The sequence below is a fragment of the Enterococcus sp. S86.2 genome, assembly GCF_059834485.2.
Window position 1 is genome coordinate 2,571,326 of the sequence record NZ_CM206813.1, and the last position, 25,987, is coordinate 2,597,312.

The window sequence follows — 25,987 nt, forward strand, 5'->3', positions numbered from 1 at the left end:
AATATACTGACTCCCAGAAGTTAGATTTTTGGTCTAACTTCTGGGAGTCAGGTCATTTTCTGTAAACTCTTCCTATATTTTTTTCAGTTTGAATTCAATCCATTTGTCGAAAAAATCGGACCGTAAGGAAAAAAAACATCAATTTTTTAATATTAATTGCTTATTATTTAATATATATACTTCATCTGCCAATTTCTCAACAAAATGAGAATCGTGAGAAGTAAACAGGACCGTTCCGGCATATGCCTTTATTAATTCTTCCAATGCTTCAATCGTTGTCAAATCTATAAAATTAGTTGGCTCATCTAAAATCAAGACATTGGAGGGTATAGTAAAAACTGTAGCTAATGAAATCCGTGTTGATTCACCCCCACTTAGAGAAGTCAATGGTTTTCCAATATCTGTTTGAGAGAATCCTAAATTACTTAATATACTTCGAACAACTGCTTCTGAATATTCAGTACGCTCCATTAAATAGTACAAAATACTCTCTGATTCACTAAATTTATAATCCATCTGTCGATACACTGAAAAGGTGACCTTGGGAGAAAGAATAATGCCTTCTCCATTTGATACAATATGATTTAATAGGGTTGTTTTTCCAGTCCCGTTGTCCCCAACAATAGCAATTTTCTTTTCCAAGGAAAACTGAAAATCACACTTCTCCAACAAACTCTTCTCTCCCTTTTTTAAAGATACTTGCTCTCCACGTATAGGAAATTTGTTATGGATTTCAACTGATTTAACTTTTGGAAATAGAATGTGCTTTTTGCTCTCGGGTTGGATAGGCTCATCTAGCTGGGCTAAACGAGATTCCATTGACTTAAACGATTTTTGAAGCCCCTTTTGAACAGTATCTTTTTGCTTTGAAGAAGATAGACGGTCAGGTCGAACATTCTGCTTTTTTTTCTTGGCAGATACTTTTTCAGAATTGGCTGCCTGCTTCTTTTTTTGAAAAATTGCAGCTTCCAACTTCTTTTTTTCTTTAGTATAGTTATTAGCCGCCCTTTGCCGCTCTAATTTCTCGCTTTCTTTTTGCTGTTTATAGGCATCATAATTACCAATATACTCGGTAACTTGACCATCCCTAATCTCCCAAATTTTAGTTGCTAATTGATTTAGAAAATAGCGATCGTGACTAACAAAAATAAGTGTGCCATAATAATATCTTAACTCTTCAATTAAATAGTCAACCCCATTACGATCTAAATGAGTGGTTGGCTCATCTAGTAACAGACCCATTTGATAGGTAGATAGGGTCTGAGCTAAGCGATATTTGGTCTCTTCACCACCACTTAATGTGTTGATTTCATTTTTGGGAACTTTAAAGCGACTAACAAGCTCCCAATCCATTCTCTCAGAATCAATGACCTTTGTTCCTTTTGGTATTTGTGAAAAATAACTAAAAGATACTTCCCGTTGAATAGAACCGGTTTCTGGTACTATTTCGCCTTGTATTATCTTCAACAGAGTAGATTTTCCCGTCCCATTATCACCAATAATACCAATGCGATTATTTTCATAAACTGTCAATTCTTGTATATTTACTACTTCTTTTGTACCCAAATTTTTTCGGATATTCGTTAGTTTAAGTGCTAAGTTTTCCATTAATTTCCTTCTCTTTCTTCTCGGGAAAAAGAGTACACAAAAAGGATAGTCTAGGACTATCCTTTGATTTCTATATTCAGGAAAAGTACACACTAATCCCTTGAAATCGCTCTTTCCAAGACTTTTGAATTTATTTAATTAGCTATTCAAAAGTTCAATACGCAATTTCATGGATGCAGTCATAATATACAATCTCCTCTTTGTTTTATTCAGTACTGTAATACTACTGTATCCTGACTAGAAAGTAAAGAGAATTAAGACCTTTTTTCATTAATACCATTTACCTAATGATTTGATTTACTTGTATGTTAAACTATCCAATTATCGAAATAAAAGCCTGCCATATAAAAAGAAAAGTGACAGTTTTGAATTGTAAATAATTTATCTGTACAACTTATTTGATCATGTTGATTCTTCATTACAATTTCAAATATAAAAAAACTTATCCGATTTTTTCGTTATTTAATTCCCTAGTGATCACTAAGTTTTCTTTATTGCCAAGCGGCAGCATTTTTTTTGACAAACGTTGCAAAGCTGCGAGGATTTTTACCCATGATGACATTAAATGTATCCGTGACTTTCTTAGCTGTTCCTAAGCGTGTCATCATATAAAGCATCCCCATCACTGTCGCATATTCTTTGTCTAGTCCGCGAATGGTGATCCAATATTTTTTAGCCAAACGTGGCGCAGGATTAGCGTAAGAAATTTTGCGCTGTAAAACTTCACTTAATGTGTCTGCAACTTGATCGTAGTCGATCGCTTCACTACCTGTGATGGCATACGCTGTATTTTGATGCTTCGCTGGGTTAGTCAAAACCTTTGCTATCAATTCACCAATATCTTCAGCATCAATAAAACTAGTTAATGCTTTTTTAACTGGTACAACAATTTTATTGAAATGTTTAATTTCAAAAGCGTGTACACCACTTAGATTTTGCATGAAAAAACTAGGGCGAATATGGCAATAAGGGACGCCAGATTTTTCAATATATTTTTCAATTTTATAATGAGGAGGCACAGGATTATGTTCAATCCCGATCAATGATAAAAAGCTAATTAATTTGATTTTACCGCTGTTTTTTAATGCATCAATAAAAGGATACAAATCAGCGGGATTGCCTAAATGAGGCGGACGCATGATAAAGACTGCTTGTACATCTTGCAACGCTTTTGCATAGGTCTTTTCATCCATAAAATCAAAGGGTACAACGCGGACATTTTCATTATTGCCAAACATTTTTGTTAACGTGTCTGGATGTGTCCCGGCAGCAGTCACTTGCTGGCCATTTTTTAGTGCATATTCTACGACGTACTTGCCGACATTTCCCGAAGCTCCGGTTACTAAAATTCTACTCATGATTCTTTTTTTCCTCCACTAAAATTTCGTTAGCTCTTTCTAACAAGTCAATAAATTCTGCAAACTTTTCTTTTCCCATTTTTTCTTGCAACAATGTCATTGTTTTAAAGTATTCTGTATATGCGCTCTCCACTAATTCAACAGCTTTTTTCGTTGGAATTAAGCTAAAACTGCGCTTATCTATCATCGACTGTTCTTTTGCAATATATTCTTGTTTTAATAAAGAGGTCGTCATATTAGTGGCCATCGCTTTTGTCACATTAAAAAACTTTGCCACTGCATTGGGTGTCTTCTCTCCTTCTGTTTTAACTAAATAGATCAACATTCCCATCTCACTAGAACGAATTGGTAAATTTTTTTTCACGTTAACATTCATGCGACAAAAAAGCGCGATTTCTTCTGAAGCGTGTATAAAATTATCCATCACTATTTCTCCTCACTAATTTAGTACATCTAATTTACTAGATGCGATTATAATACACTTGATGTACTATTTCAACATTAATTTCAATATAAAAAAAGACTAAGCCCATTAGCCTAGTCTTAAAAGTTCTGTATTTTAAATTATCATACTATTAAAATATTGTTCAGTGTACCCAGCCAATTTTATCAAATGGATAAAAACGTAATTTCATAACTCCTTCGATTGCGTTTTTTTGTACAAATCCAATAATACGGCTATCTTCAGAGTTTTTGCGATTATCCCCCAATACAAAATAAGCATTTTTAGGAACCTGTGTCTGATTCCGTAAATTGTCAGCAAGTTTTTTATCTAATTCAAAAATCTGCGTACTATCCGGCAAGTTAACTGAATATCGAAGAGCATCGTATTCTGTATCAATATTTTTTTGGTTAAATAAATACAAAGTTGAGCCCTGAACAACAAATTTATCACCTGGAACACCAATCACACGCTTAATATAAGTCTTGCCTTGTGAGTCATTGCCGTCTGGTGTAAACGTCACAATGTCATAGCGTTGGACTTCTTGTGTTTTTTTTATTAAAATTCGGTCTCCATTATGAAGCGTTGGAATCATAGACTCACCAACAATTTGATGCGCTTTAACATTTATTAAGAAAAGAACACACACTACTATTGTCATTAACAGTAAGAATAGATCCCAGTATTTTCGTATTTGTTCTTTTCGCCGACGCTGCAAAATTAGCTCTATTTGCTCTGAGGTCAGTTTTTTTCGCATCTTTTTTTTTGAAGCCACTTGCGACACAATTTGAGGGTTTTCTTGTTTTTTTTCTGTCATAACTTTCAACTCCTACAATTGCGTCATACGGGAAACTGGTAAAAATATTGCTGCGCCAACACCAAGAATATTTTCCTTTGGTACTAATCCGTAATCCCGACTATCAACACCAAAACTACGATTATCCGCCAAAACTAAATAATGATCAGCGGGAATTCGTTGATTCTTTACACCTCTAATATCACTGGTAGTAAAATCTGGTGTCAGCTGATACGCTTTATCTTTTGCTGCAACTAAATCATCACTTAAAAAGCGTTCGGGTATTTCCCGCGTACCTACGTATAAAATATCTTCATGATAGCGAAGTTCTTCTCCTGGTAAACCAATAACACGTCGAATCGATTGTTGTTTTCTTCCTGGAATTTGAAAAGCAACGATATCAAACCGCTCAATCTTCTTATACTTTCCTAAGATCAACCTGTCTCCCGCTTGCAAATTTGGCAACATGCTGAAGTCATTCACTGTCTGTATTTGAAAAAAAATAAAGAATACTCCCATAACCACTGTAACAAAAATTCCAAAGGTAACAAATAAATCTTGAAGGTAGCGCCTGCGCCTTTTTTTCCGGATGCTTTGCGCAAGTAGTTGTAATTGTTGTTGATTTAATCTTTTTTTCATCAGTTCCCTCCTAATCTTGTTGGAGGGCTGATTTATCTACTTTAAAGTGATTAAAAACTTGTTCTTGAGCAGCTTGCGTTCGCTTAATGTCGTTTAAATAGCCGGAATTAACTTCCTTATTTTTTAGCTGTTTGATGGAAAGTCCGGCTAAATTGATACCCAACTGCTTCATTCGTGTATACAACTGTTTCAATACCAATTTTTCATCTTTTCCTAAACGAGGTTCCGGAACATTCGAACCATAACTAACTAAACGAGAAGATAAATCGTAGATTGTGCTTTGCGCTTTTTTTTCGTTACTGGTGGTTGATAGTTCTTTTAACTGTTTTTCCAATTCTTGAACAATGAAGTAGCCTTGAACAACATTTTCAGAATCCGTTGCCGTTAAACTTGTGGATTGGTAATAGCGGATATAATAGCTTCCACCTGCGAATACTATTGAAAAAATCACAGCAAAAATCACATTATTTCTATTTTTACTTACCTTATCCATCAAATCAACGCAATAGCGCAACCAAGCCCGACGTTGTTTTTTGCTGGGCTTCATTGCGCTGACTTTATTTAATTTCTGCTGGTTGGTTACCCAAGCAGCAATCGAAATAAACATAAAGATGATTGCAAAAATTGCAAGGGAGAGGAGGATTATAAAAAGCCAGTCTAGTAGTTCCATCACTCCTCGCTCCTATCTTTTTTTATTTTTTGCAGCTAGCTTTCGCTCGATTAATTTCTTCTTTTCACGCTCTTTGTTAATTTTGCGAACAATGAAATAGATGATAAGTAGTAATACTAGTAAACCACCGACAATCATTGCTATCAACCGCCAATTAAGGCCTGGATCTTGAACCAAAGTCAAATCCCGTGCATTATATTTATCTGCTTCTTCATCAGTAATGGTAAATTTTTGTTCCCACTCCCAGCGTCCGCCTTTTTCTGTCGTTACTAATATTTTAGCACGATAATCTCCAGGTATCATCTCCGAGCCTTCCAAGCTAACAGGAAAATCAATCATCGTATTTGGCGCCATCCGCATTTGTGATTTTTTAGCGTCATATACGACTTCATTTGAATCTCCCTTCATGATTTGAACATCTGTTGTCATATCATCTACAAAAATCGGCTGGATATTTGAATAATTTATACTAATTACATTACGATGATTTTTTGACGTCGCATAAACGCGATTTAATTTCATTTCTTCTTTATTTGTATTTGGATTTTTTTCACTCAATAGCATCCCAGTTAGATAGGCAAACTTGTTAACAACCATCCCTTGTTGACTTTGTGATTTTGTACCTTCTGCATCTTTTTCCTGTAGTAAAATACCTCCAGCAATGTAACCATCAAATTCAGATTTTGGCATAGTAATGTCAATATTTAAATCTTGTGAAGAATTTGCAGCTAACTTAACTTCTTTGGGTACTTTTACGACGGATTCAAAAGGATACTTCAACGACTTGTCATTTTCAATAGCATTGTTGCTGTACTCGATTACACCACTACTATTAGTCTTTCCTCCATAGGCACCCACTAAAATAGTAATTTCTTTATCTCCAGTATTATGCAGTTTTATTTTGACAGTCTGTTTTTGTTCCGGCTCCATTTTCAAATCAAAGTAGCCGACACCTTTATCAATTTGATTTTCCGGTCGAACAACCTCATATGAAAAACCACCTTGAGCCTCAGCACTATCAGCAGCATAGCTAACTATCGTATTTCCAAGAAATAATCCCATTATGTAGACTAAGATTATTCCCACCCAGGCCTTTTTATTCATGGTACACACCCCTTTAGTCATTAATCAGACGACTGCTTTCACACTGACCACACAAAGCAGTCGTCTGATAGATCAAACTATGTTTCTTAATTATCGCGCATCTTCAATTGTCCACGTAACTTCACCAGTATAGACTCCTGTTAGCATATTAACCGCAGCTGGTACCTCTAATGACACGCCTCTATATGCTTCTTTAGTGTATTCTGATTTATCAGCTTTTTTATCAAAAATAATATCGAAAACACCCCGGCCTTTACCCGCTTCTTTATTTTCTACAATTATCGTTTGCACATCTTCCTTAATTTCTGCGCTTGCCGCATCTTCTACAGCTGTAGCCGACGGTGTATTCGTATCATTCGTACCGTTTCCTGCTTCTAATGTGATTTTCTTGTACAATAATTTTGCTCCATCTAAAAATTTTCCTTCATGATCATTATGAGCAAATTGTTGGGTTAATTTTGCTTTAATTGTATGATGGTTTTCAAATCCGTCGGCACGAACATCCATATAACGAACAAAGTGTGCTGTTTTGAGAGGAGTTTCTTCCTCTCCTTCTGGAGCAACTTCCGTTGTCTCAAATGGCAAAACATCATAAGACCGAGCAGCATTCCCCACTGGTACTTCATTAATATCAAAATCCATTTCTGTTACAGAAACGATTTTCAATGGGTTGGGATCTGGATTAGGTGTTGGTTTTGTAATTTCTGGACCTTCTTCCCCCCCTGGTGTTGGATCTGGATTTTCCGGTTTCTCTTGTTTAAATTCAATATGTCCTTTCCCGATTACATCTGGACTTGTTTCTGCATGTGCTGCTGGAGCTACCACGCCTAATGCAATTGTTCCCAATAATGCTGCTGTAGTTAATTTTGTAATGTTTTTCATCTTCTTTTCCTCCAATTTTTTATGGTAACTCAGATAAAATCCAAGTCAGTTCCGTTTTGTAAGGCTTACCTATAACTTTTTTAGTTCTTCCAGGTACCGATAATTGAACAGCGGAGTTAAAAAATAACGGTTTATTATATCTAGTATCAATAGTCACCTGGTTGTTGCTATCTCTTCTTGGTTCCAAAGTATTCGCCACACCAGCTGAGTTATGCTGGGAAGCGCCAAACGAGATAAACCAAGTTCCGTCACCCGTACCTTTTTTAGCGTTCGCTATTTCTTGTGTCTCACCAATTTTCATTTCAATAATGTCTTTTTTTACAATTGGCGTTCGACTTTCATCAGAGCCATTTGCCCAAGAGTAATCAAAAGAAAGCATCGCACCATCCAATTCAACTTTTTCATCTGTTGCAAATTGCTTTTCTTGTCTCACGCTTACAGTCCAACCAGCATTTGTTCCCCTTCTGTCAGTCACTTGAATGAATTGCGCCCGAGGTGTCGTCTCATCTTCAAACATCATGGCATTGGCGGCATACATTTGATCTCTTCCATCACTTTTCTGCGTTGCAAAATTTAAACTTGGAACATAATCTAAACGCAAGGGATTGGAATTAGGTGGAATAGGATTTTCCGGCTTTATCGGTATGGTTGGATTTTCTGGATCTGCTACTTGTTGCTTGTCTGTGAACTCTATTTTTCCTGTACCTATTCCATCGCTTTGCGCTTGTGCTGTAACTGGAAGCGTGAATAAAAGTAGTGAAGACAGTAAAATGATTCTTTTCATACTTTGTCCTCCTCCTTTTTACGTTTTTTCCAGAATAACAAGAAGAATAAAGCGATTAATCCAATGCCTAGATACATTAAGCTCTTTTTCACTATTTCACCTGTCGCAGGATAACTTTTACCAACTGGTTTTGGTGTACCAGTTGGTTTTACCACGGGTGTAATGCTTTGAGATTGTCCTGTGGAATCTTGTACTTCATCGGTTCCTTCCTCAAAGATAATTACGCCTTCTGTTGTGACACTTTGAGATTTCTGACCTTGTTCTTCAGCATTCGCTACACTAAAGGATGCGAAAAACGCAAGAAAAATAACGACAGTTGTTACATTTTGTTTAAGACTAAAAAATCTTCGTTTCATTTTTTCTCACGTCCTTTCTACCTTGCGTCCCCTAATGTCCAAAGAATTTCAGCTTGATATTCTCCCAGCTTTTTCACTTTAGAAACAGGTGTTTCAAATTTCAACCCTGCCCCGTCTTCAGTCCATGTATCGCTGATGTTATACTCTGCCTGCTCCTCGGTATGCTTCGCTGTAAAAACAGGCTCGGCTTGATCATGCAATAGTACTGCACTTGTTTCTTCATCGGTTACTTGATAACTTAATACATCTGTTAAAACAAAGTTAGGATCTGCCTCATCACCATTTTTAAGCGTAAAATCTTTGGTTAAAGTAGCTGTTAAGGTCCAGTCTGCTTTTGTCCCGCGATTATCCCAAATCACTAATGGATTTTGATATTGTGGCTTATCCACACGTATATTAGAAAACCAGACTTCATGTGTTTTAAAATCCAGTACCTCTGGATAAGATGAAATAAACAACGTACCATCAAATTCGTATTTCACAATTTTCCCAGTTGAAGTAACTTCGACTTCTGTTTCATCGTCTGGCCTTGTTAAAAGCTGATAATTCAAATCTTCTGCATCTTTTAAGGCCCTAAGAACATCTTGATTTTGTGTTAGGTCTACTTTATTTCCAGGAATCTTGTCACTTATCACAACTGCTGTCACAATATCTTTATCCTTGCTGTCTACAAAACGAATGGTAAGACTATTATCAAAGACATTGATTTCAACATTAATCGTTGCTTTATTACCTGCCTCATCTTCAATATCAATCTTTAAATCTTTCTTACCAGGAGTTTCAACCATCACAGCAAAATCTTGCCCTGCAGTATAGCTTACTTTGATCTTATCTTCAGTACTGACATTGTCCTTAATATTACTAAGAAAAACATTCGGATCACTATCCCGTATGGCAGCTACATTACCAATGTTGATATCCGTTGGTTTTGGATCAGCTGTTGGTGCAGTTTTATCGTTAAAAGTAACTTTAATAGTTTGAGAAATATGATCTTTGCCATTATCAATTGTTAAAATAATCTCCATAGGTTGTTCTTCATGACCGCTATCAACAGTAACGTTTGTATCATCGATACTAATTTTATCGAAATCAGTAACTGGAGTAACTACGCCGCCAATCATTTCCAAAGCTTGAACTTCTCCTTTATTTAGGATGAAATCTTTCAAGGTATTGTTAGCGTCAGCCTCTTCCCATTCACTTCGATCTATACGGAAATCTTGTCCTGTTATTGCGACATCACCGCTCACTTCTCCTTTAACGACAGGAATTGGAACATCAATTGGCTCACTTGTATTCTCCGCTTCATCTGTTAAAGTAATCTGTATCGTTTTCTCACCAACTGTTGCAACTAAATCTGCAATACCATCAGGATCAACTAAGGCAGCCGTAATATCTTCGTTAGCCGAAACATTATCGCTGTACTCTGATAAGAAGGTTTTTAAATCTGCTTCCGTAATATATTCTGGCTTATCAAGTGGTACTAGTGTTGGCTTGCCTGTTCCAGTTGGTGGAACATCATCGCTAACGGTTACCACGAGTGTCGCAGATAATGGTGCATCTAACCCAATACTTGGATCAGCAGCAACGCTAAGTGTCACCGTATAGTCACCAGGCGTTTGTTTAAGACCACCTAAATCTGTGATCTCGATTTGCTCGGTTAAATCGTTATTAGCCCCCTCAAATAATTTGAAGGCGGACAACTTGCCGTGATCACGAACGAGTTCTTTCAATTCATCTTCTGTTTTACCAGCAACATCATTGGATTTAACACTAAAATCCTCACCTTTTAGCTCTTCGCCAAGATCCCAGATAATTAATTTAGAAGTAATCGTAGCTCCATTTTTAGCATTATCAGATACAATGATATCTACATCATGTCCTTTCTCTGAAGGAGTATTCAATAATGCATTTACTTTATCTGGATCAGCATAAGCATAGGTAAAAGTTTGTTCTAATGGATTGGTATCCTGAACATTCTCTACTAAGGCCCTTGGATTAGGTGCAGCATCACCGACACTAATAATGTACGGCTTCGGATCAGCAGTTGGTGCAGTCTTATCTAAGATTGTTTGCTCTGCCTCATCATACTTACCTTCTAAGAAAGCCAATACTTTTACCTTTCCTTCAGTTACTAACTTTTTACCATTAGGAATGGTGTACTCAAAATTACCGGTTGTAAGATCTGCTTGTAAAGTGAAGTTGCTTGTGAAATCAGGATCATCTGGCTTAGGTGAAGCCATTTCAGCCGGACTTGCAATTGCGTTATCAGCCGGATCCATCGCCGCCTCAACTGTATTGTTAACTGGCACATCCTTAATACGAACATAAGCTCCCGGATTGGTGTTTCCTCGAATAACATAAGAGGAATCATCATTGACATTATCAGTTGCTACACTGTTGATACTAACGTTTACGTCAGGAATATATTCAAACAAAACACGCTGGGTGTTATCTGTTTTAAATTCATCCTTGAACGTATTTGCTGCATCTTCCGTGAGGGAAGCTGCTTGTGCGACAGTTGACGTTCTACCGTTATAAACAATTTGCATACCATACATTGGTGTCCAAACCTTTGTAGGCGTTGCACCAAGCTCACCTTGATTCCACCGACTTACTTTCTGGATATCGACATCTAGGCGTCCTCCATTACCACCAATATAAATTAGCCCATTAGATGTGCCACTTATCGTACCTGTTCTCTCCAAGTTAACACGTTGCGCATCTGCAAAAGTAAAAGTTGAACTGTTGTTAGAGAAATACAGCAAGTTTTGGGAATTGGATGTACTATCACTTACAATATTGAATATTCCCTTTTTCTTCACCTCAAACGTAGCAGTACCATCTACATAAACGATACTAGAATTTGAGCTTCCCATTTGTTTTGCCGAAATATCCAAAGTACCTTCTTCGTCAACAGTTACAGTCGCTCCAGCTGACAGACGTAACAGATTTCGATAAACATAGTCATCATTATTGGTGTGACCTACAGAATCAATTTCGAACTTCGCGTTCTTCCCAATAACCACTGAGCTACCACTAGATCTTAAAGTAACTGCACTTCGGTTTAATTTAGGTTGAACATACAGATATGCTCCTTCATCCATAATGATGCTCCCCCATAAATCGAGAGCAACACCTTGATATTCATCACCAGAATCAGTCTGTGCTGCGTGCACAATCATTTGAGAATTTTTCCCCATTGTTAGTGAACCTTGATTTTCAAGACGTACATTACCCGCCTGTAAAGTACTCATCTCAAAAACAGCATCTTCAGCAACATGTAAATTGGTAATAAGCATGTTATACTGATTGGTTGCATTATTTTCCCATGAAATAACGTTTCCATCTGCATCTGTTCTAAGGCCTGAGGTAAATGGACTTTCTTGTTTAGTAGAAACTTGGCCTTGAATCTCAACATCCGTATAAGGAGAATGAATCATTTGATTTCCAATATTCGTCAAATCTTTGTACGTGATTTTACAATTTTGTTGAATATTGTTACTCAAATCATTCAATGTCGTAAAGCCATAGAAGTTTCCATGATAAATAGTTCCATTTTGCCAAGTAATATCCCAATTTCCTCTACTACCGGCTCCGGTTATATTTGCATCACGAAAAATAATACATACACCACCAAAATCGATAGTGCTACCATTCAAATCGACAACTAGCTTTCTGGCTATACCAGCGGGCTGCATCCTGGGATAGGTTGCTCCTCCGCTTGAAGTTGAATAATCTCGTCCAATATAGGTATTAGCTTCTGCAGTAGATGCAAACCCTTCCCGTAAATCAGTTGGGATAGCAAAGTCATTTTTAACAACGATACGATCCACAGTAACTGTACCAAATGCTTTAACTAATTCTGCCCAGTTTGTGACTTCAGCAACCACTTCGTCAGCTTGAACGCCAATATTCAATGGCTGAATAGCGTTATCTGTTTGCAAAGATTTTTCATCTTCATTAGTAAGATTATCCGAGTTTTCAGAACCTTCTATTATATTTCCACTAGTTTCTGTTGTTTCACTGGTAGCTTTTAACGTTTCTTCAATTGGCGAACTTAACATGCTAGAACTTTCAAAAGTAGTCACTGTTTGCTTTTCTTGTGCAAACAACGGGTGTAACCAACTCACAGAATTGCCTACCACTAACAACCCAACAATCATTACTATTGCAACAAACAATTTTTTCTCTATTTTCATTCAATTCTCAACTCCTTTCTATACTAATTTCTGCTCATTGGAGAAAGGCAATGGGCGTTATTTTCAATCACTAAATAGTGATGAAACCTTGGCTAAGCGGATCATTCAACCAAGGTGTTAACCGCAGTTGTTGTCCTTCGTAGATTAAATAGCTATTTAAATTATTCCATCTTCGTAGCGACTGAACCGATATCCCAAAACGTTTTGATATCTTAGCTAACGTATCACCACGTTGAACACTATAAAAACCAGCAGGACGTTCTCTGTAGGCCTTGACGGAATAATTTTTGAAAAAGGGTGTGTTCAATCTCAAAAACAGATCTTTTCCTGCTGGCTTACTAAAATGCTCAAGGTTCATATCAAAATATCCTGTTGCATAATCTAATTTCTCTTCTTCTTTCAGCCGAATTGTTTTACCAATATCTAGTACTTGTCCCACTGTTATAAGGTAACTGCTTAAATCATTGTGTGAAACAATTTGATTAAGCGGAACTTGATACAAGCGACAGATTGAAATCAATGATTCACCCACTTGAACCTCGTGATACACAGTTGCTTTGTTTTCTATTTTTCTTGTTTCTTTTTGTTTCCTTTGTATTTTGGTTGGTGTAGTATTTCTATTTCTAACATCTGCTACCTCATTTTTTTCACTTAAAATAATAGTAGAAGCAATATTTTCAATTTTTCCATTGGGTGTATCATAAATGGTCAAATTGTAGGCTTTAATCAAACCATTCAGCTTTGCAGCATAACTAGTATCGGTTGCGTAGCGCCCCATTAAAAATCGAGTGGCATCTTGATATGTTTGTGTATTACTTTTCCACACACCACTGTAAAAGCCATGATTATAAGGCAATCCCCCCCGAATCAGATGAACGTAATCTTCCAATGACTCTTTGTATGAAGGGTACTTTCTAAAATTTGCTCGAATAGTAAAATGATTGCCACTTCCGTCATCTTCTTGCGTTGCAAAATTAACACTTGTCCCATGATAGCTTCCCTTAATACCAAATAAATTATAATTAGGCGGGCTTGCAAGCGAACTATTACCTGACGCACTTTCTAAAATTGCTTGCGCAATCATCACCGATGCGTATAATCCGTGCTTTTGCCCTAGTCGCCTAGCGTCTTCCCCAATAACCTGAACAAAGCGTTGCGTTGTGAAATTGGGTGAAAAAGTGTAACTATTTTCACCGATGTACTCGTTACCGTTGATTCCACTTGACTTGTTTGTAACTTTTGTAGGTATGAAGGAAGCCTGTTTTTTAGATGATGGATAAGCACCAACTTTTTTACTTTTGGGACTCGTTACTTTAGTCGTTTTCTTTGCGATTGAACCCTCACTTTGTTTCGTAGCAGATACCGGGCTATTTTTTTCAATGGCAGTTGGTGAACTAACTTGGGGTGAATTTGTATTAAAATTGGAATCTGATGTTGTTTTATCACCTTCATTGCTTGTTTCAGACGATTGTTCCGTTGTAACACTTGTAGTTTCAGATGAAGCGGATTCTTCGGGTTCTTCGGATTCCGTTGTCGACTCCTTTGTTTCCTCTTGAGATTCTTCCATTGCGTCAGAAGAATCCTGATCCTCTTTCACTTCAGCCGTTTCATCCTCTTTTTCTGCTTCATCTAATTCTTTTGTTTCATCTGTTTTATCTAACGCTTCACTACTTACGAGGGGAATTTCCATTTTATCGTTTTCACCCTTCTCATCTTGACTACTAAAATCTTCATCAAGATTTTTAGCTCTTGTCTGCTCTGCAAAGAACGTTGTAAAAGAAGAAACAGCAAAAAATGTACCTGTTAAAAGTGCGAATGTTTTTTTCATGGATATCCCCCTCACTTTGTTTATTATTTTGTTGCGCGCTGTGATTGTTGTAGCAATTGATCCAACAATACGATTGATTCATCCCGCATTTTTTCAATATAATTTTGATAACGAATACAACCTTGCTTTAGTTCATCTAATTCTTCTTCGGACTTCATTTTTATGTCATGAGCATCAAATTCAGCCTTTCGCACAATTTCCTTAGCTTTAGACTTTGCTTCTATTAAAACGTCTGCTAATTCATTTTTTGTAAGTTCTAACTCATCCTGTACTGAATTGGATTTTGACGAAATTAACTCTTCTTTTACTCGTTGGTAATCTTCTTGAACTTTTTGATATTTCACTTGCAATTCAGTTAACTCTATTGGATCAATTTTATCTTCACTACTGGCTTTAAGTTCGTGACTTTCCAAACGTTGCGTTAGTTCCATTGCGCGGTTACTCGCAAATTCTAAATTGTTTGTTAACTGTTTATTCTCCGCCTTAAGTGTTTCAATCTTTTGGTTTAATCGCTCCACTTCTGCCACACGTCCATCATAATCAGCTGGGATTGCCTGAACAGAAGCTAACTCGTTTTCCATATTCTCAATAGTAGTTTGTAATTTTTCTTTTTCATTTGTTAAAGTCAACTTTTCTTTTTCTATTATTTCGTTTTTTACTTTCAACGCTTCTATTTCTTTGCTGAGTGCAGTATTCTTTGCTTCTAATTCTGAAACCACTTCGTCATCACCGTCACTCTGAAATCCTAATTCCTCCAATTCAGCCAATAAATCATCCTTTTTCTTCTTACCAAACATGTTCGTTCCCCCTCTTCCTTTTTATATTCCGTCTGTTTATTTAGTAAAACCAACGACCTAAGCCAGTTTTACCTACACCTAATTTTTTTAGGCCACATTTTTAGTATATAAAAATTCTTGAAACCCATTTCTCAAAATTAATAAAATAAATCAATAAAATAAAAAAAACACGCCCTCCTTTTTTTCAAAAATTCATAGATTTACAAAAAAAAATGATAATTTTATAAAAAGCATCACTTTAATTCCTGCATTTATTTAAACTCGCAAAATATATCGGGTACTATTGCGCTATAGTCCCCAATCAAATCTTTCCGACAAAGATAAAAAAAAGATTGATTGGAAAAACTATTTTTTGCGTAAACATTACTACACTCAATGTTGCATTTTCTAAAAAAATAAATATGAAATTCGATCAATATTCGCAATATTTTTCTTTCCGGCACAATTATTCGTCTTTTAAAAAAAATCGTAGTAAACTCATGGTAATTTATCAGCAAGGTTATGCTGATAAAAGAAATAAAGGAGGATATCCATCATGAAAAAAATTGGTTTTTTGAGTTTTGGTCATTGGATGGACCGGGGGTCATTGGTTAAGACCGCTAAAGATGCTTATTTGCAATCGATTGAATTAGCTGTTGAAGCCGAAAAAATCGGCATTGACGGTGCATACTATCGCGTTCATCACTTTGCACCTCAAATTGGTTCACCATTTCCACTTCTTTCAGCAATTGGTGCTAAAACAAGCAAGATTGAAATTGGGACCGGTCTAATTGATATGCGGTATGAAAATCCGTATATGATGGCTGAAAATGCTGGCTTAACAGATATTATTACCCAAGGACGCGTGCAACTTGGCGTGGGCCGTGGTTCACCAGAACAAGTTTTAGATGGTTGGAAATATTTTGGCTATGACTATAGCGAAGATGAAATAAAAGAAATTACGCGGGAACGGACATTAGAATTTCTTGATTTATTAGAGGGCAATTATTTTGCCGAACCAAATCCTCAACCGATGTTCCCACAAGGACCTGGTAAATTGCGGATTGAACCTTATTCAGAAGGTTTGCGTCAACGTATTTGGTGGGGTGCTGGTTCAAAAGAAACTGCGATTTGGGCAGCGAAACACGGAATGAACTTGCAATCTTCTACTTTGGTAAATTATGAAAGTAATGAGCCTTTCCATGTACAACAAGCTAATCAATTACGTGCATTTAAACAAGCTTGGAAAGAAGCTGGTCACGATTTTGAACCACGTACCCTCGTTACTCGCTCAATCCAACCAATTACAACGGACTTGGATCGTCAATTATTCGGCCAAGACGGACAACCGCAACAAGACTCCGTTGGCTATTTGGCTTACCACCGCAATCCAACCATTTTTGGTCGGACATTTGCTGGTGAACCAGACAAATTAGTAAAAGAATTAGCTGAAGACGAAGCAATCAAAGAAGCCGATACTGTCCTAATTACAATTCCAAATACGCTAGGCGTTGAATATAACATGCATATTTTGGAAACAATCATTAAAGATGTGGCCCCAGAATTAGGCTGGCGCTAAGAAAAGATTTAAAACTAGAACGCTCGGAAAGTTTTAAAAACTAGACCACTCGAAAGGTTTTCTTCGTACTTTTATAGTCAGGCCTAGTGGGACCTAGTATTTCTAAAAGCTCATTTAAAAAGCGACGAACCTACAAGCTGTATTTATTGAAGGCAATCTTCATACAGCGGTAGGTTCGTCACTTTTTTTATTTTTTAATAATCATTTGAATGGCCTGATCAATTTTTTGTTGCTGAATTGTTGCATTCGTTGTTGGGTTTTCCAAACAATTTTTTAGGTTTTCTGCCACGATAATGCCCATGACACGGTCAATACTAGAACGAACAGCACTTAATTGGGTAATCACATCCACACATTCTTTTTCATCTTCAATCATCTTTTGAATGCCGCGAATTTGACCTTCCGTGCGCTTTAAACGATTTAATATGTTTTTATCACAAGTGGCCATCGGTTATTTCCCCTCTCCATTCCACCATTCCGCCTAAAACATTCGTCACATGATAGCCTTTTTGACTTAAAAAATCGCATGCTAGTCCCGAACGTCTGCCAGAATGACAGATAACATAATAATGGGTGTCTTTGTCTAATTCTTTAAAGCGGCTTTCTAATTGGCTTAACGGAATATTTTGGGCGCCAGGGATATGTCCGGCGACAAATTCATCGTCTTCTCGCACATCCACAAGGGCTGCATTTTGCCATAATTTAGCAAATTCATCATTTGTAATTGTTTTATTCATATTCAATCTCCTCTGGTTTGACCATTTTATACAAAGCAAAAGCGCCATCTAAATTTACCACATCAAAGCCATTTTGCTTTAAAATTCGCTCGGCGATATAGCTGCGTAACCCACTGTGACATGTTACAATGTAGGCTTTTTCTTTATCCAGTTGTGCTAAATTATCCCGTAATGTATCTAAAGGAATATTCACAGCTTGTGAAAACTTTCCATTTTTAGTTAATTCTGCTTTATTCCGGACATCTAATAATAGCTTGCCTTTTTTCATTTCCTCAGTAAGTTCATGCCATTGAATATTTTGACTGAAGCCTTCTACGATGTTCAAAGCGCTATAACCCAACATGTTGACTGGATCTTTGGCCGATCCAAAAGGTGGCGCATAGGTGAACTCTAATTCTGGTAAGTCAAAAATAGTCTGCCCGCCTTTAATTGCCGTCGCCAAAATATCGATGCGTTTGTCGACACCTTTGGCTCCCACACCTTGAGCCCCGTAAATAGCGCCCGTTTTAGGATTAAAAATTAATTTCAAAGTTAATTCAGCCGCATCAGGATAATAGCCGGCATGATCTTTCCCGCTAATATGAATAACCTCATAATCTAATCCTGCTTGTAGGGCGCCTGTTTCACTAAGTCCAGTTGCTGCCGCACTTAAATGAAAGACGCGGACAATTGCGGTTCCAATACTTCCTTTATTTTTGCGAGGCAAACCAAAAATTACATCGGCAACTTGGCGCCCTTGCCGATTAGCCGGTGAGGCCAACGAAATTAACGTATCTGCGTGGGTGATTTGTTGTTTTGTCACAACGGCGTCTCCCACTGCAAAAATTCCCGCTAAATTCGTTTGATAATTTTCATCAACAATAATGCCACCTTTCATACCTAATTGAATGCCGGCTTCTTTAGCCAGCGTCGTATCTGGTTGAACCCCCACAGATAAAATTGTGATGTCAGTTGTCAAACTACTGCCATCTTCAAGAATAATTTTATCTCCGGCTTGTTGGAATGCTACTGCTGATTGACCCGTAATCACTTTAACCCCATTTTCCACCAATTCTTTTTGAATAAAGCTTGCCATCTCTTGATCGAATGGTGGCAAAACATGTGGTGCTTTTTCCACAATTGTCACTGCTAATCCGGCTTTTTGTAGATTTTCCGCCATCTCCAAACCGATAAAGCCCGCACCAATAACCGTTGCCCGTTTTACTTCAGGTGTTAACGCCTGCATAATTTTGTCTAAATCTGGTACATTGCGAAGTGTGAATGTATTTTTTGCCTCCTTTAGTCCTGTAATTGGTGGGATAAAGGGTTTTGCCCCCGGCGATAAAACTAAAACGTCATAATTTTCACGATAGATTTCATTTTGATTTTGAATTGCTACTTCTTTTTTTACGGCATCGACTGCTATTGCTTCATTAAATGGGCGAACATCCAGATTAAAGCGGGCTTTCAGGCTTTCGGGCGTTTGCACAAGCAACGCTTCTCTTTCTGTTATTTCACCTGAAACATAATAGGGCAGGCCACAGTTGGCAAAAGACACAAAGGGGCCTTTTTCCAAAATAATAATTTCTGCTGTTTCATCCAAGCGGCGAAGTCTTGTTGCTGCTGACATACCACCAGCAACTCCCCCTACAATAATTACCTTCATTATTTTCCTCCTCTAACTTTACCAGACCACTGATTCATGCCGCCTTTAACATTGATTACGTCATAGCCTTTTTGTTTTAATTGTTTTGCTGCTTGTTTACTACGCATGCCCGACTGGCAGATCACGTAAATTCTTTGGTCTGTTTTTTCTTTGTAGGCCGCAATTTTATTTAGCGGAACATTTTTTGCTTTTGCAATATGCCCCTGCCGGTATTCAGAAGGCGTCCGAACATCTAACAATACAATGTTATCGGCTAATTTTGTTGCTAACTCTATTGTTGTAATATTTTTTATCTTTGAAAAAAAAGAAAACATCGCTTCGCTCCTTATATACCCTAATAGGTATATTTAATAGTAGAAAAGGCTCTTTGTCAAACCAAGTGCCAGATTTACTTAGGAAAATAACACTCCAACGAAATTTCAGCATACCCATAGTAGGTATACTGAAAGTTTACGAACAAAAAAAACTACTGCTAAATCCAGTAGTTTTCTCCTCATTTTTTTTAATTTTTGATAGCCAAGCCGATAGCCAAGTATGCGGCATACACACACCAGATAAAATAAGGGGTAAATAAAAATGTCGCCAGCTTTTGAATTGCATAAAAGTAAATGAGGCAAGCCAAAACTACTGCTAATAGCAATAAAACAATGACTACGCCCACCCAAAAATTCGTTGCGCCAAAGAACACAATACTCCAAATAAAGTTTAATAGTAGCTGTAGGAAAAATAAAAATAAGGCGTGATTTTTCACTTTCTTACTTGTCTTCGCCTCTAAAATGAAAAATAGCGCCGTTCCAATTAGGCCATACAAAACTGTCCAAATAATTCCAATAATATTTCCCGGTGGTGAAAACGGAGGTGTGTCCAATTTTGCATAGGTAGCCGCAATATCCCCCGCTAGCAATCCTGATAAAACCCCAACGACTTCAACGCCGATTACACACAACAACCACTGTCCAATTCTCTTCATCTTCTCGCTTTCTTGCCTCCTTTTTATAGTCAAAAGCTAACTTTAAAATAGCTACTTTTATTCATCATACGCTTTTTTCCCACGACAAAAAATCAATCTGCTCAAATTTCAAATAAATAATTCGTAATTTTGCCACTTATAAGACGAATCATTCGATTATTTTATCTAAATGGGTTATTCTACCTAAAAATGAAGGACTGTTGCCTAATGACAAACATGAATGAAAAAAAAACATGCCAAGCTAAAATAGTCGGTTTAGAAGGTGTCCATGAAGTTATTTTTGTGAAGGAATATCAGAATGTGGCCATCGTGGAATGCTTAGATACAAAAGAATTGGCGGTAGCACGCCTATGCGATTTTGTCACCCCAAATAAAAATGAAGTGAAAGAAACTCGCCAATAGGCGTGCTGGCTTCAATACTTTAGAATTTTAATAAGCTGATTAAAAAGTAAATTTAGGCGCTTTTATTCCTTATTTCCAGCTAAAAAGTGTTACCCTTAAGAAGAGGTGATAGCAATGTATTATGCTATTTTTTATAATCCAACTGCAGGACGTGGCGATAATGAAGCAACCGCAAAAAAAATTGCCACAAAATTAAAGAAAGCAGGTCATACATCTGAAGCTTTGACTGCACCCAATCCTGAAGAAGCCGTCAAAAAAATTCGCAACTCGTTAACAGATTACGATGCGCTGATTTCAATTGGTGGTGACGGAACGTTAAACCTAGTAGCCACGGCTTTCTTACAAGCAAACAAAACGATTCCGCTGGGGATTATTCCCGGTGGGACAGTCAATAATTTTGCTACTCGTTGGGAAATCCCTACAGATTTAAATCAGGCAATTTCTTTAATTTTAGCGCAAAAGCTACAACATGTCGGGATCGGTTCTTGCCAAGACGGTCAAAAAGCGATCGTTAGCTCCTTGACTTTCGGTACGTTAGCAGATATCTCCAACCAAGTTCGTCAAAGTGAAAAGCGAAAATTTGGCTTACTGATTTATCCATTAAAAGGTCTAAAGCAGATTAGTCAAAAAGCTTCTTATCATGTTCACATTCAAGCCGAAAATTTCGATAAAAAAATGAAAGTCTGGATTTTCTTACTCACCACCACGCACTTAGTTGGAGGTATCGATTACGTTGCTTCCAGTCCCCACGCGTTTCATGTTAGTATCTTGCACAATATGCGTCTAGGAAAATTATTTCAGTTGCTATTTTTTGTACTGACTGGTAACTTGCGTCAAAAAGAAAATAATACTTTAACTTATTTGAAACCAAAAAAAATTACTGTCAAATCTTTGGAACAAAAGTCCATTTATAGTCGTATCGACGGCGACAAGGGACCGGCCTTACCTTTAACAATCGAATTTTTAGACGGCTTTTTGCCAATTTATACAGCTGGAAAAAAAGATTAGTCAAAAAAGTTTACGCTAAAAATCAAAACAGGCAAAAACGACCTGCTTTCTATTAAAGAAAGCAGGTCGTTTTTTCACACTATCAACTAAAAATCTAACTTATTCAATATGCATATAAATATTTTTGGTTTGAGAGTAGGCATCGAGAATTGTTTTATAGGTTTCTCGTCCAATCCCCGATTTTTTATAACCGCCAAAAGGTGTACCTGCCGGCAGCTCTCCATAGGTATTGACCCACATCGTTCCTGTGCGAACAGCTCTCGCTACACGGAAAGCTTTGTTGATGTTTTCAGTAAAGACGCCCCCAGCTAATCCGTAATCTGAATCATTCGCAATCGCAATGGCTTCTTTTTCCGTTTCAAATTTAATCACTACAATTACCGGACCAAAAATTTCTTCTTGGGCGACGCGCATATCATTTGTAACATCGGCTAAAATTGTTGGTTTAACAAATGCCCCCTGAGACAAAGGACCATCCGTATAACGATCTCCACCTGTGACGACGCGAGCCCCTTCTTTTTGGCCAATGTCAATATAATCTAAAATCGTTTCGACTTGTCCTTCATTAATTTGTGATCCCATCACCGTATCTTCTTGCCAAGGCAAGCCCACTTCTACTGCTTCAAAGCTTTCTGCTAACTTAGCGATGAAATCATCGTAAATATCGGCTTGTACTAATAAACGGCTCCCAGCAGAACAAACTTGGCCTTGATTGGTTAAAATACCATTTTTAGCAAACTCTAAAGCCCTTTTTTGATTCGCATCACTGAAAATGATATGGGCTGATTTTCCACCTAATTCAAGCGTAGCTGGAATTAAATTTTTAGCAGCTCCTTTTGCGACCTGATAGCCTACTTCAGTCGAACCCGTAAAAGCAATTTTGGCAAAACCAGGATGAGTCAACATATAATTCCCTGACTCTGAACCTTTGCCTGTAATCACATTTAATACCCCTTTTGGCAACAGTGGCCCTATTAATTTTGTTGCTTCTAATAAGCTAAGGGGTGTCGACGACGAAGGATGAATGACAATTGTATTTCCTGCAGCCAATGCCGGCGCAATTTTCCACGCTGCCATTAATAAAGGGAAATTCCAAGGCACGATTTGTCCGACAACGCCAATTGGTTCTTTTAAAACCATCGTCAGTGTATGCTCATCTAGCTCTTTGATCGTACCTTCTTCTGAACGAACAAGTGCGGCAAAATAACGGAAATGATCGACAACCAACGGAATATCCGCATTTTTAGTTTCCCGCAATGGTTTCCCGTTATCGTAAGTTTCAATCCACGCCAATTTTTCTGCATTTGCTTCCAAGACGTCTGCAATTTCTAGCAAAATTTTACTACGTTCTTCAACACTGGTCACACTCCAAGTAGCAAATGCTGCTGCTGCAGCTTTTACCGCATTATCCACATCTTCTTCTTCTGCGCTAATAAAAGTTGCTAAAGTAGTACCATCACTGGGGTTTTTAGAAGTTAACGTTTCTCCTTTAACACCTTGGGTCCAATTTCCATCAATGTACAACAAATACTTGTCATCCAGTAATTCTGCAGGTTTTTTCACCGAATCTCCTCCTATTTAACTTGTTTTACTTAAGGTCAGGTAAATCGTAACACTTTACATTTACCTCGCTAATTTCAGTATAAAGAATAAAGGAAACACACTTCAAACAATATGTATCCGCTTTCTTTTTTTAGTTGAAATAACTTTTATCTAAAACTTGCCCTATCCGAATTTCAGCAATACTTTTTTATTTTTTAAGATTTTATTAAGGCGGCTTTGCGCTTTTTTCACCATTTTGGTTTTTCCCATATTTCTTTTGTGATTTTTTTCCTTATGTTACGATAAATATATAGCGTTTTCAAAAGGAGGGACAAGCATGAAAATAAAGCAATTTTCTGGTGGTTTCTTTTTTGACGCCAGTACGAATAAATTAAAAGAATTATTTCAAGTAAAGCAAAACAACGTCGCCTACTTTGAGCCTGAAAAAGTCGTTATCCCCTTTGATCAACATATCGGATCTCCCAATAAATTAATCAAAAAGGTCGGCGACTTTGTCACAAAAGGAGAGATTATCGCCAAAAGTTCTGCCGATATTAGTGGTCATGTCCATACTTCTGTTACTGGAAAAGTCATCGCTGTTTGCGAAGTACCTGCACTTGGTGGCAAAACACAAACAGCCGCAGTAATCAAACGTGATCCGTCTAAAAATACTGCCGAAAGTTTAATTTCTCCTGATTTTTCTTTTGAAAAAGCTGTCCGGGCAGCCGGCATTGTCGGTCTTGGTGGTGCAACATTTCCAACTCACGTCAAATTAAATCCCGCTAGTCATATCGATGTCCAAACGATCATTTTGAATGGTGCTGAATGTGAACCGTTTATCGCGTCTGACGATTTTTTAATGCAAAAAGAAAGCCGAAAAATTTTGCGCGGCGGTGAAATTGCCAGAGAAATTTTAGGTGCTAAAACGATTTTAGTCGGCATCGAAAAAGATAAACCAAAAGCTATTACAGCGATGAAAAAAGCTGCTGTAAAAATCCCCAATTGCCACGTCATCCCGCTGCCAGTGAAATATCCTCAAGGCGGTGAGGGACAGCTCTTGGAAACTTTAATCGCTGCTGAGTCTCCTCTTGATGGTCGTTCGGTTGAAACGGGTGCCTTTACGATTAACGTGGCCACGGCTTTTGCGATTTCAGAAAGTGTCGATGAAAGAAAAGCCTTGACCCATCGTTACGTTACTATTTGCGGCGATGTTAAAATGCCACAAGTAATTTGTTTCCCACTTGGTACACAAGTGAAAGACTTAATTGACTATTGTGGCGGTTTTATCGGAACACCTTCTCGCGTTATTCACGGTGGACCCATGATGGGAAAAAGCGTCACAGATTTAGCGCTCCCTTTAACAAAAGGTAGTAACGGCATCATTGTTTTTAACGAAGCTCACGATGGTAAATACCCTGAATCCCCGTGCATTCGTTGCAATCGTTGCGTAGAGGTTTGTCCTGTTCGCTTAGAACCGCAAAATATTGATCTAGCTTATCGAAGTGGCGATTTATTTACCTGTGATCAATTATTGGCCACAGCTTGTATTAACTGTGGTTGTTGTACGTATGTTTGTCCGGCTAGACGCAATTTAGCAGCCAATATTACGCAGGCTAGTGGTGAAATTAAGCAAGAAAAGGAGGCGCTAGCAGATGCCAACAAATAAAATTTCGTTAAAGATGGCCGACTCCCCTCATTTACACGGAGATACCACCACCAGAGAAATTATGAAATGGGTCTTAATTACTTTACTGCCAATTGTGCTTACTGCTGGTTATTTCTTTGGTTGGCGCATTTATCTGTTGTTTTTAATCGCAATTGTTACGGCCCAATTGTGTGAGATCATCTGGTTTAAATTTTTGAAAAAAGATTTAACTTGGGATTTGAGCGCTATTGTGACAGCTGTATTAATGACCATGAACTTGCCCCCTTCTGCCCCTTGGTATTTCCCTGTGATTGGCGCTGTTTTTGCCATTATTGTTGTAAAAGAGTTTTTTGGTGGCTTAGGCTATAATTTTTTAAATCCTGCATTGGGCGGTCGTGCACTATTAGTCGGCTTATTTTTCCAAGATATGTTTAAAATCAGCTGGCCCAACCCACCATTTGCCAATTTCTCTCCAGATGTTCTTACCAAAGCGACACCACTAGCACAGATGAAAACAGAAACATTAAGTCCAGCCCAATTGTGGCAAAATTTCTTAGGGGTGACTGGCGGAAGAATTGGCGAAACCAGTAGTCTGCTGATTTTAGTGGCGGGCTTGGTTTTATGGCGTAAAAAAATTATTCAACTCCACATTCCCCTCATTATTTTAATCACTGTTGCTATCGGCGCTTGGCTTTTTGCTGGCGACGGTAGTTTGGCACCGTGGCAAACAGTGACCGGGCACCTGTTTGGTGGCGGATTACTATTAGGTGCCATTTTTATGGCTACCGATTACGCTTCTAGTCCTGCTTTAAAATTTGGCGAATGCCTCTATGCTTTTGGCATTGGTTGTTTGATTATTGTCTTTCGTTTTTGGGGTGCGACAAGCGAAGGAGTCAGCTATGCAATTTTAACTATGAATTGTGCCACACCACTTATTGACCGCTTATTGCGCCGCCGAGTTTTAGGTGAACAAACTGGACTGCCTTTTGGGTTAAAATTAAGAAGATAGGAGGCAAA

24 protein-coding genes are annotated in these 25,987 nt (G+C 37.7%); 5 read left to right on the forward strand and 19 right to left on the reverse strand.

Annotated elements, in window-relative coordinates; all coding sequences use genetic code 11:
* Positions 1–138: 138 nt before the first annotated feature.
* The 13 genes from abc-f to AC6R0T_RS12360 all read right to left on the reverse strand — a co-directional run bounded on the left by abc-f (position 139) and on the right by AC6R0T_RS12360 (position 15,463).
* Positions 139–1,608, reverse strand: a complete 1,470-nt coding sequence (gene abc-f / locus AC6R0T_RS12300; protein ID WP_303754145.1) for a ribosomal protection-like ABC-F family protein — start codon at positions 1,606–1,608, stop codon at positions 139–141.
* Positions 1,609–2,099: 491 nt separating this feature from the next.
* On the reverse strand, positions 2,100–2,966 hold the full coding sequence (locus tag AC6R0T_RS12305) for an NmrA family NAD(P)-binding protein (RefSeq protein WP_303754146.1): 867 nt from the start codon (positions 2,964–2,966) through the stop codon (positions 2,100–2,102).
* The gene (locus tag AC6R0T_RS12310) at positions 2,959–3,390 is read right to left on the reverse strand and encodes a MarR family transcriptional regulator (RefSeq protein ID WP_303754147.1); all 432 of its coding nucleotides are present in this window, start codon (positions 3,388–3,390) and stop codon (positions 2,959–2,961) included. The genes AC6R0T_RS12305 and AC6R0T_RS12310 overlap by 8 nt, the downstream gene beginning before the upstream one ends.
* 163 nt (positions 3,391–3,553) lie before the next feature.
* Positions 3,554–4,225: a signal peptidase I gene (gene lepB, locus AC6R0T_RS12315; RefSeq protein WP_303754148.1), complete on the reverse strand. Its 672-nt coding sequence runs from the start codon at positions 4,223–4,225 to the stop codon at positions 3,554–3,556.
* A gap of 12 nt (positions 4,226–4,237) precedes the next feature.
* Positions 4,238–4,843, reverse strand: coding sequence for a signal peptidase I (lepB, locus tag AC6R0T_RS12320; RefSeq protein WP_303754149.1), 606 nt, complete (start codon positions 4,841–4,843; stop codon positions 4,238–4,240).
* A 10-nt stretch (positions 4,844–4,853) separates the two neighbouring features.
* On the reverse strand, positions 4,854–5,513 hold the full coding sequence (locus AC6R0T_RS12325) for a hypothetical protein (protein WP_303754150.1): 660 nt from the start codon (positions 5,511–5,513) through the stop codon (positions 4,854–4,856).
* A 12-nt stretch (positions 5,514–5,525) separates the two neighbouring features.
* Positions 5,526–6,617: a WxLIP family cell surface protein gene (locus AC6R0T_RS12330; RefSeq protein WP_230711093.1), complete on the reverse strand. Its 1,092-nt coding sequence runs from the start codon at positions 6,615–6,617 to the stop codon at positions 5,526–5,528.
* 90 nt (positions 6,618–6,707) lie between these two features.
* Entirely contained in the window at positions 6,708–7,499 is a 792-nt protein-coding gene (locus AC6R0T_RS12335; protein ID WP_303754151.1) for a WxL domain-containing protein, read from the reverse strand.
* Positions 7,500–7,518: 19 nt separating this feature from the next.
* Positions 7,519–8,283, reverse strand: a complete 765-nt coding sequence (locus AC6R0T_RS12340; protein WP_303754152.1) for a WxL domain-containing protein — start codon at positions 8,281–8,283, stop codon at positions 7,519–7,521.
* Entirely contained in the window at positions 8,280–8,639 is a 360-nt protein-coding gene (locus tag AC6R0T_RS12345) for an LPXTG cell wall anchor domain-containing protein (RefSeq protein WP_206903317.1), read from the reverse strand. The genes AC6R0T_RS12340 and AC6R0T_RS12345 overlap by 4 nt, the downstream gene beginning before the upstream one ends.
* Before the next feature lie 17 nt (positions 8,640–8,656).
* The gene (locus AC6R0T_RS12350) at positions 8,657–12,838 is read right to left on the reverse strand and encodes a pectate lyase-like adhesive domain-containing protein (RefSeq protein WP_303754153.1); all 4,182 of its coding nucleotides are present in this window, start codon (positions 12,836–12,838) and stop codon (positions 8,657–8,659) included.
* Between the two features lie 70 nt (positions 12,839–12,908).
* Positions 12,909–14,666: a glucosaminidase domain-containing protein gene (locus AC6R0T_RS12355; protein WP_303754154.1), complete on the reverse strand. Its 1,758-nt coding sequence runs from the start codon at positions 14,664–14,666 to the stop codon at positions 12,909–12,911.
* Positions 14,667–14,689: 23 nt separating this feature from the next.
* A complete protein-coding gene (locus tag AC6R0T_RS12360; RefSeq protein WP_303754155.1) occupies positions 14,690–15,463 on the reverse strand; it encodes a V-type ATP synthase subunit I domain-containing protein in 774 nt (257 codons plus the stop codon).
* Between the two features lie 535 nt (positions 15,464–15,998).
* Here AC6R0T_RS12360 and AC6R0T_RS12365 point away from each other — a divergent pair.
* Positions 15,999–17,021, forward strand: a complete 1,023-nt coding sequence (locus AC6R0T_RS12365; protein ID WP_206903313.1) for an LLM class flavin-dependent oxidoreductase — start codon at positions 15,999–16,001, stop codon at positions 17,019–17,021.
* A gap of 187 nt (positions 17,022–17,208) precedes the next feature.
* Here AC6R0T_RS12365 and AC6R0T_RS12370 read toward each other — a convergent pair whose 3' ends face one another.
* From AC6R0T_RS12370 to AC6R0T_RS12390, 5 genes are all read right to left on the reverse strand, one after another.
* Complete coding sequence (locus AC6R0T_RS12370) at positions 17,209–17,469, reverse strand: metal-sensitive transcriptional regulator (RefSeq protein ID WP_206903312.1); 261 nt, start codon at positions 17,467–17,469, stop codon at positions 17,209–17,211.
* Positions 17,456–17,758, reverse strand: a complete 303-nt coding sequence (locus tag AC6R0T_RS12375; protein WP_303754156.1) for a rhodanese-like domain-containing protein — start codon at positions 17,756–17,758, stop codon at positions 17,456–17,458. Before AC6R0T_RS12375 ends, AC6R0T_RS12370 begins: the two co-directional genes overlap by 14 nt.
* A complete protein-coding gene (locus tag AC6R0T_RS12380) occupies positions 17,751–19,403 on the reverse strand; it encodes an FAD-dependent oxidoreductase (RefSeq protein ID WP_303754157.1) in 1,653 nt (550 codons plus the stop codon). Before AC6R0T_RS12380 ends, AC6R0T_RS12375 begins: the two co-directional genes overlap by 8 nt.
* Positions 19,403–19,717, reverse strand: a complete 315-nt coding sequence (locus tag AC6R0T_RS12385) for a rhodanese-like domain-containing protein (protein WP_303754158.1) — start codon at positions 19,715–19,717, stop codon at positions 19,403–19,405. Before AC6R0T_RS12385 ends, AC6R0T_RS12380 begins: the two co-directional genes overlap by 1 nt.
* A 188-nt stretch (positions 19,718–19,905) precedes the next feature.
* Positions 19,906–20,373, reverse strand: coding sequence for a TspO/MBR family protein (locus AC6R0T_RS12390; RefSeq protein WP_303754159.1), 468 nt, complete (start codon positions 20,371–20,373; stop codon positions 19,906–19,908).
* 207 nt (positions 20,374–20,580) lie between these two features.
* Here AC6R0T_RS12390 and AC6R0T_RS12395 point away from each other — a divergent pair, with 207 nt between their 5' ends.
* Together AC6R0T_RS12395 and AC6R0T_RS12400 are read left to right on the forward strand one after the other, a co-directional pair.
* Positions 20,581–20,775, forward strand: coding sequence for a hypothetical protein (locus tag AC6R0T_RS12395; RefSeq protein WP_303754160.1), 195 nt, complete (start codon positions 20,581–20,583; stop codon positions 20,773–20,775).
* A gap of 114 nt (positions 20,776–20,889) precedes the next feature.
* On the forward strand, positions 20,890–21,783 hold the full coding sequence (locus AC6R0T_RS12400) for a diacylglycerol/lipid kinase family protein (RefSeq protein ID WP_303754161.1): 894 nt from the start codon (positions 20,890–20,892) through the stop codon (positions 21,781–21,783).
* A 99-nt stretch (positions 21,784–21,882) separates the two neighbouring features.
* Here the strand turns inward: AC6R0T_RS12400 and AC6R0T_RS12405 are convergent, their stop codons facing one another.
* Positions 21,883–23,346 carry an aldehyde dehydrogenase family protein gene (locus AC6R0T_RS12405; RefSeq protein ID WP_303754162.1) on the reverse strand — a complete coding sequence of 488 codons (1,464 nt, stop codon included), beginning with the start codon at positions 23,344–23,346 and terminating at the stop codon, positions 21,883–21,885.
* Positions 23,347–23,662: 316 nt separating this feature from the next.
* Here AC6R0T_RS12405 and rsxC point away from each other — a divergent pair, with 316 nt between their 5' ends.
* Both rsxC and AC6R0T_RS12415 read left to right on the forward strand, forming a co-directional pair.
* The gene (gene rsxC, locus AC6R0T_RS12410; protein ID WP_303754163.1) at positions 23,663–24,991 is read left to right on the forward strand and encodes an electron transport complex subunit RsxC; all 1,329 of its coding nucleotides are present in this window, start codon (positions 23,663–23,665) and stop codon (positions 24,989–24,991) included.
* Positions 24,978–25,979 (forward strand): RnfABCDGE type electron transport complex subunit D, encoded by a 1,002-nt coding sequence (locus AC6R0T_RS12415; protein WP_230711102.1) that lies wholly within the window; start codon positions 24,978–24,980, stop codon positions 25,977–25,979. Before rsxC ends, AC6R0T_RS12415 begins: the two co-directional genes overlap by 14 nt.
* Positions 25,980–25,987 lie beyond the last annotated feature (8 nt).

Bases quoted from the DNA above. Each gene is read 5' to 3' on its own strand.
- abc-f (WP_303754145.1), bottom strand. From the start codon at position 1,608: ATGGAAAACTTAGCACTTAAACTAACGAATATCCGAAAAAATTTGGGT.
- AC6R0T_RS12305 (WP_303754146.1), bottom strand. From the start codon at position 2,966: ATGAGTAGAATTTTAGTAACCGGAGCTTCGGGAAATGTCGGCAAGTAC.
- AC6R0T_RS12310 (WP_303754147.1), bottom strand. From the start codon at position 3,390: ATGGATAATTTTATACACGCTTCAGAAGAAATCGCGCTTTTTTGTCGC.
- lepB (WP_303754148.1), bottom strand. From the start codon at position 4,225: ATGACAGAAAAAAAACAAGAAAACCCTCAAATTGTGTCGCAAGTGGCT.
- lepB (WP_303754149.1), bottom strand. From the start codon at position 4,843: ATGAAAAAAAGATTAAATCAACAACAATTACAACTACTTGCGCAAAGC.
- AC6R0T_RS12325 (WP_303754150.1), bottom strand. From the start codon at position 5,513: ATGGAACTACTAGACTGGCTTTTTATAATCCTCCTCTCCCTTGCAATT.
- AC6R0T_RS12330 (WP_230711093.1), bottom strand. From the start codon at position 6,617: ATGAATAAAAAGGCCTGGGTGGGAATAATCTTAGTCTACATAATGGGA.
- AC6R0T_RS12335 (WP_303754151.1), bottom strand. From the start codon at position 7,499: ATGAAAAACATTACAAAATTAACTACAGCAGCATTATTGGGAACAATT.
- AC6R0T_RS12340 (WP_303754152.1), bottom strand. From the start codon at position 8,283: ATGAAAAGAATCATTTTACTGTCTTCACTACTTTTATTCACGCTTCCA.
- AC6R0T_RS12345 (WP_206903317.1), bottom strand. From the start codon at position 8,639: ATGAAACGAAGATTTTTTAGTCTTAAACAAAATGTAACAACTGTCGTT.
- AC6R0T_RS12350 (WP_303754153.1), bottom strand. From the start codon at position 12,838: ATGAAAATAGAGAAAAAATTGTTTGTTGCAATAGTAATGATTGTTGGG.
- AC6R0T_RS12355 (WP_303754154.1), bottom strand. From the start codon at position 14,666: ATGAAAAAAACATTCGCACTTTTAACAGGTACATTTTTTGCTGTTTCT.
- AC6R0T_RS12360 (WP_303754155.1), bottom strand. From the start codon at position 15,463: ATGTTTGGTAAGAAGAAAAAGGATGATTTATTGGCTGAATTGGAGGAA.
- AC6R0T_RS12365 (WP_206903313.1), top strand. From the start codon at position 15,999: ATGAAAAAAATTGGTTTTTTGAGTTTTGGTCATTGGATGGACCGGGGG.
- AC6R0T_RS12370 (WP_206903312.1), bottom strand. From the start codon at position 17,469: ATGGCCACTTGTGATAAAAACATATTAAATCGTTTAAAGCGCACGGAA.
- AC6R0T_RS12375 (WP_303754156.1), bottom strand. From the start codon at position 17,758: ATGAATAAAACAATTACAAATGATGAATTTGCTAAATTATGGCAAAAT.
- AC6R0T_RS12380 (WP_303754157.1), bottom strand. From the start codon at position 19,403: ATGAAGGTAATTATTGTAGGGGGAGTTGCTGGTGGTATGTCAGCAGCA.
- AC6R0T_RS12385 (WP_303754158.1), bottom strand. From the start codon at position 19,717: ATGTTTTCTTTTTTTTCAAAGATAAAAAATATTACAACAATAGAGTTA.
- AC6R0T_RS12390 (WP_303754159.1), bottom strand. From the start codon at position 20,373: ATGAAGAGAATTGGACAGTGGTTGTTGTGTGTAATCGGCGTTGAAGTC.
- AC6R0T_RS12395 (WP_303754160.1), top strand. From the start codon at position 20,581: ATGACAAACATGAATGAAAAAAAAACATGCCAAGCTAAAATAGTCGGT.
- AC6R0T_RS12400 (WP_303754161.1), top strand. From the start codon at position 20,890: ATGTATTATGCTATTTTTTATAATCCAACTGCAGGACGTGGCGATAAT.
- rsxC (WP_303754163.1), top strand. From the start codon at position 23,663: ATGAAAATAAAGCAATTTTCTGGTGGTTTCTTTTTTGACGCCAGTACG.
- AC6R0T_RS12415 (WP_230711102.1), top strand. From the start codon at position 24,978: ATGCCAACAAATAAAATTTCGTTAAAGATGGCCGACTCCCCTCATTTA.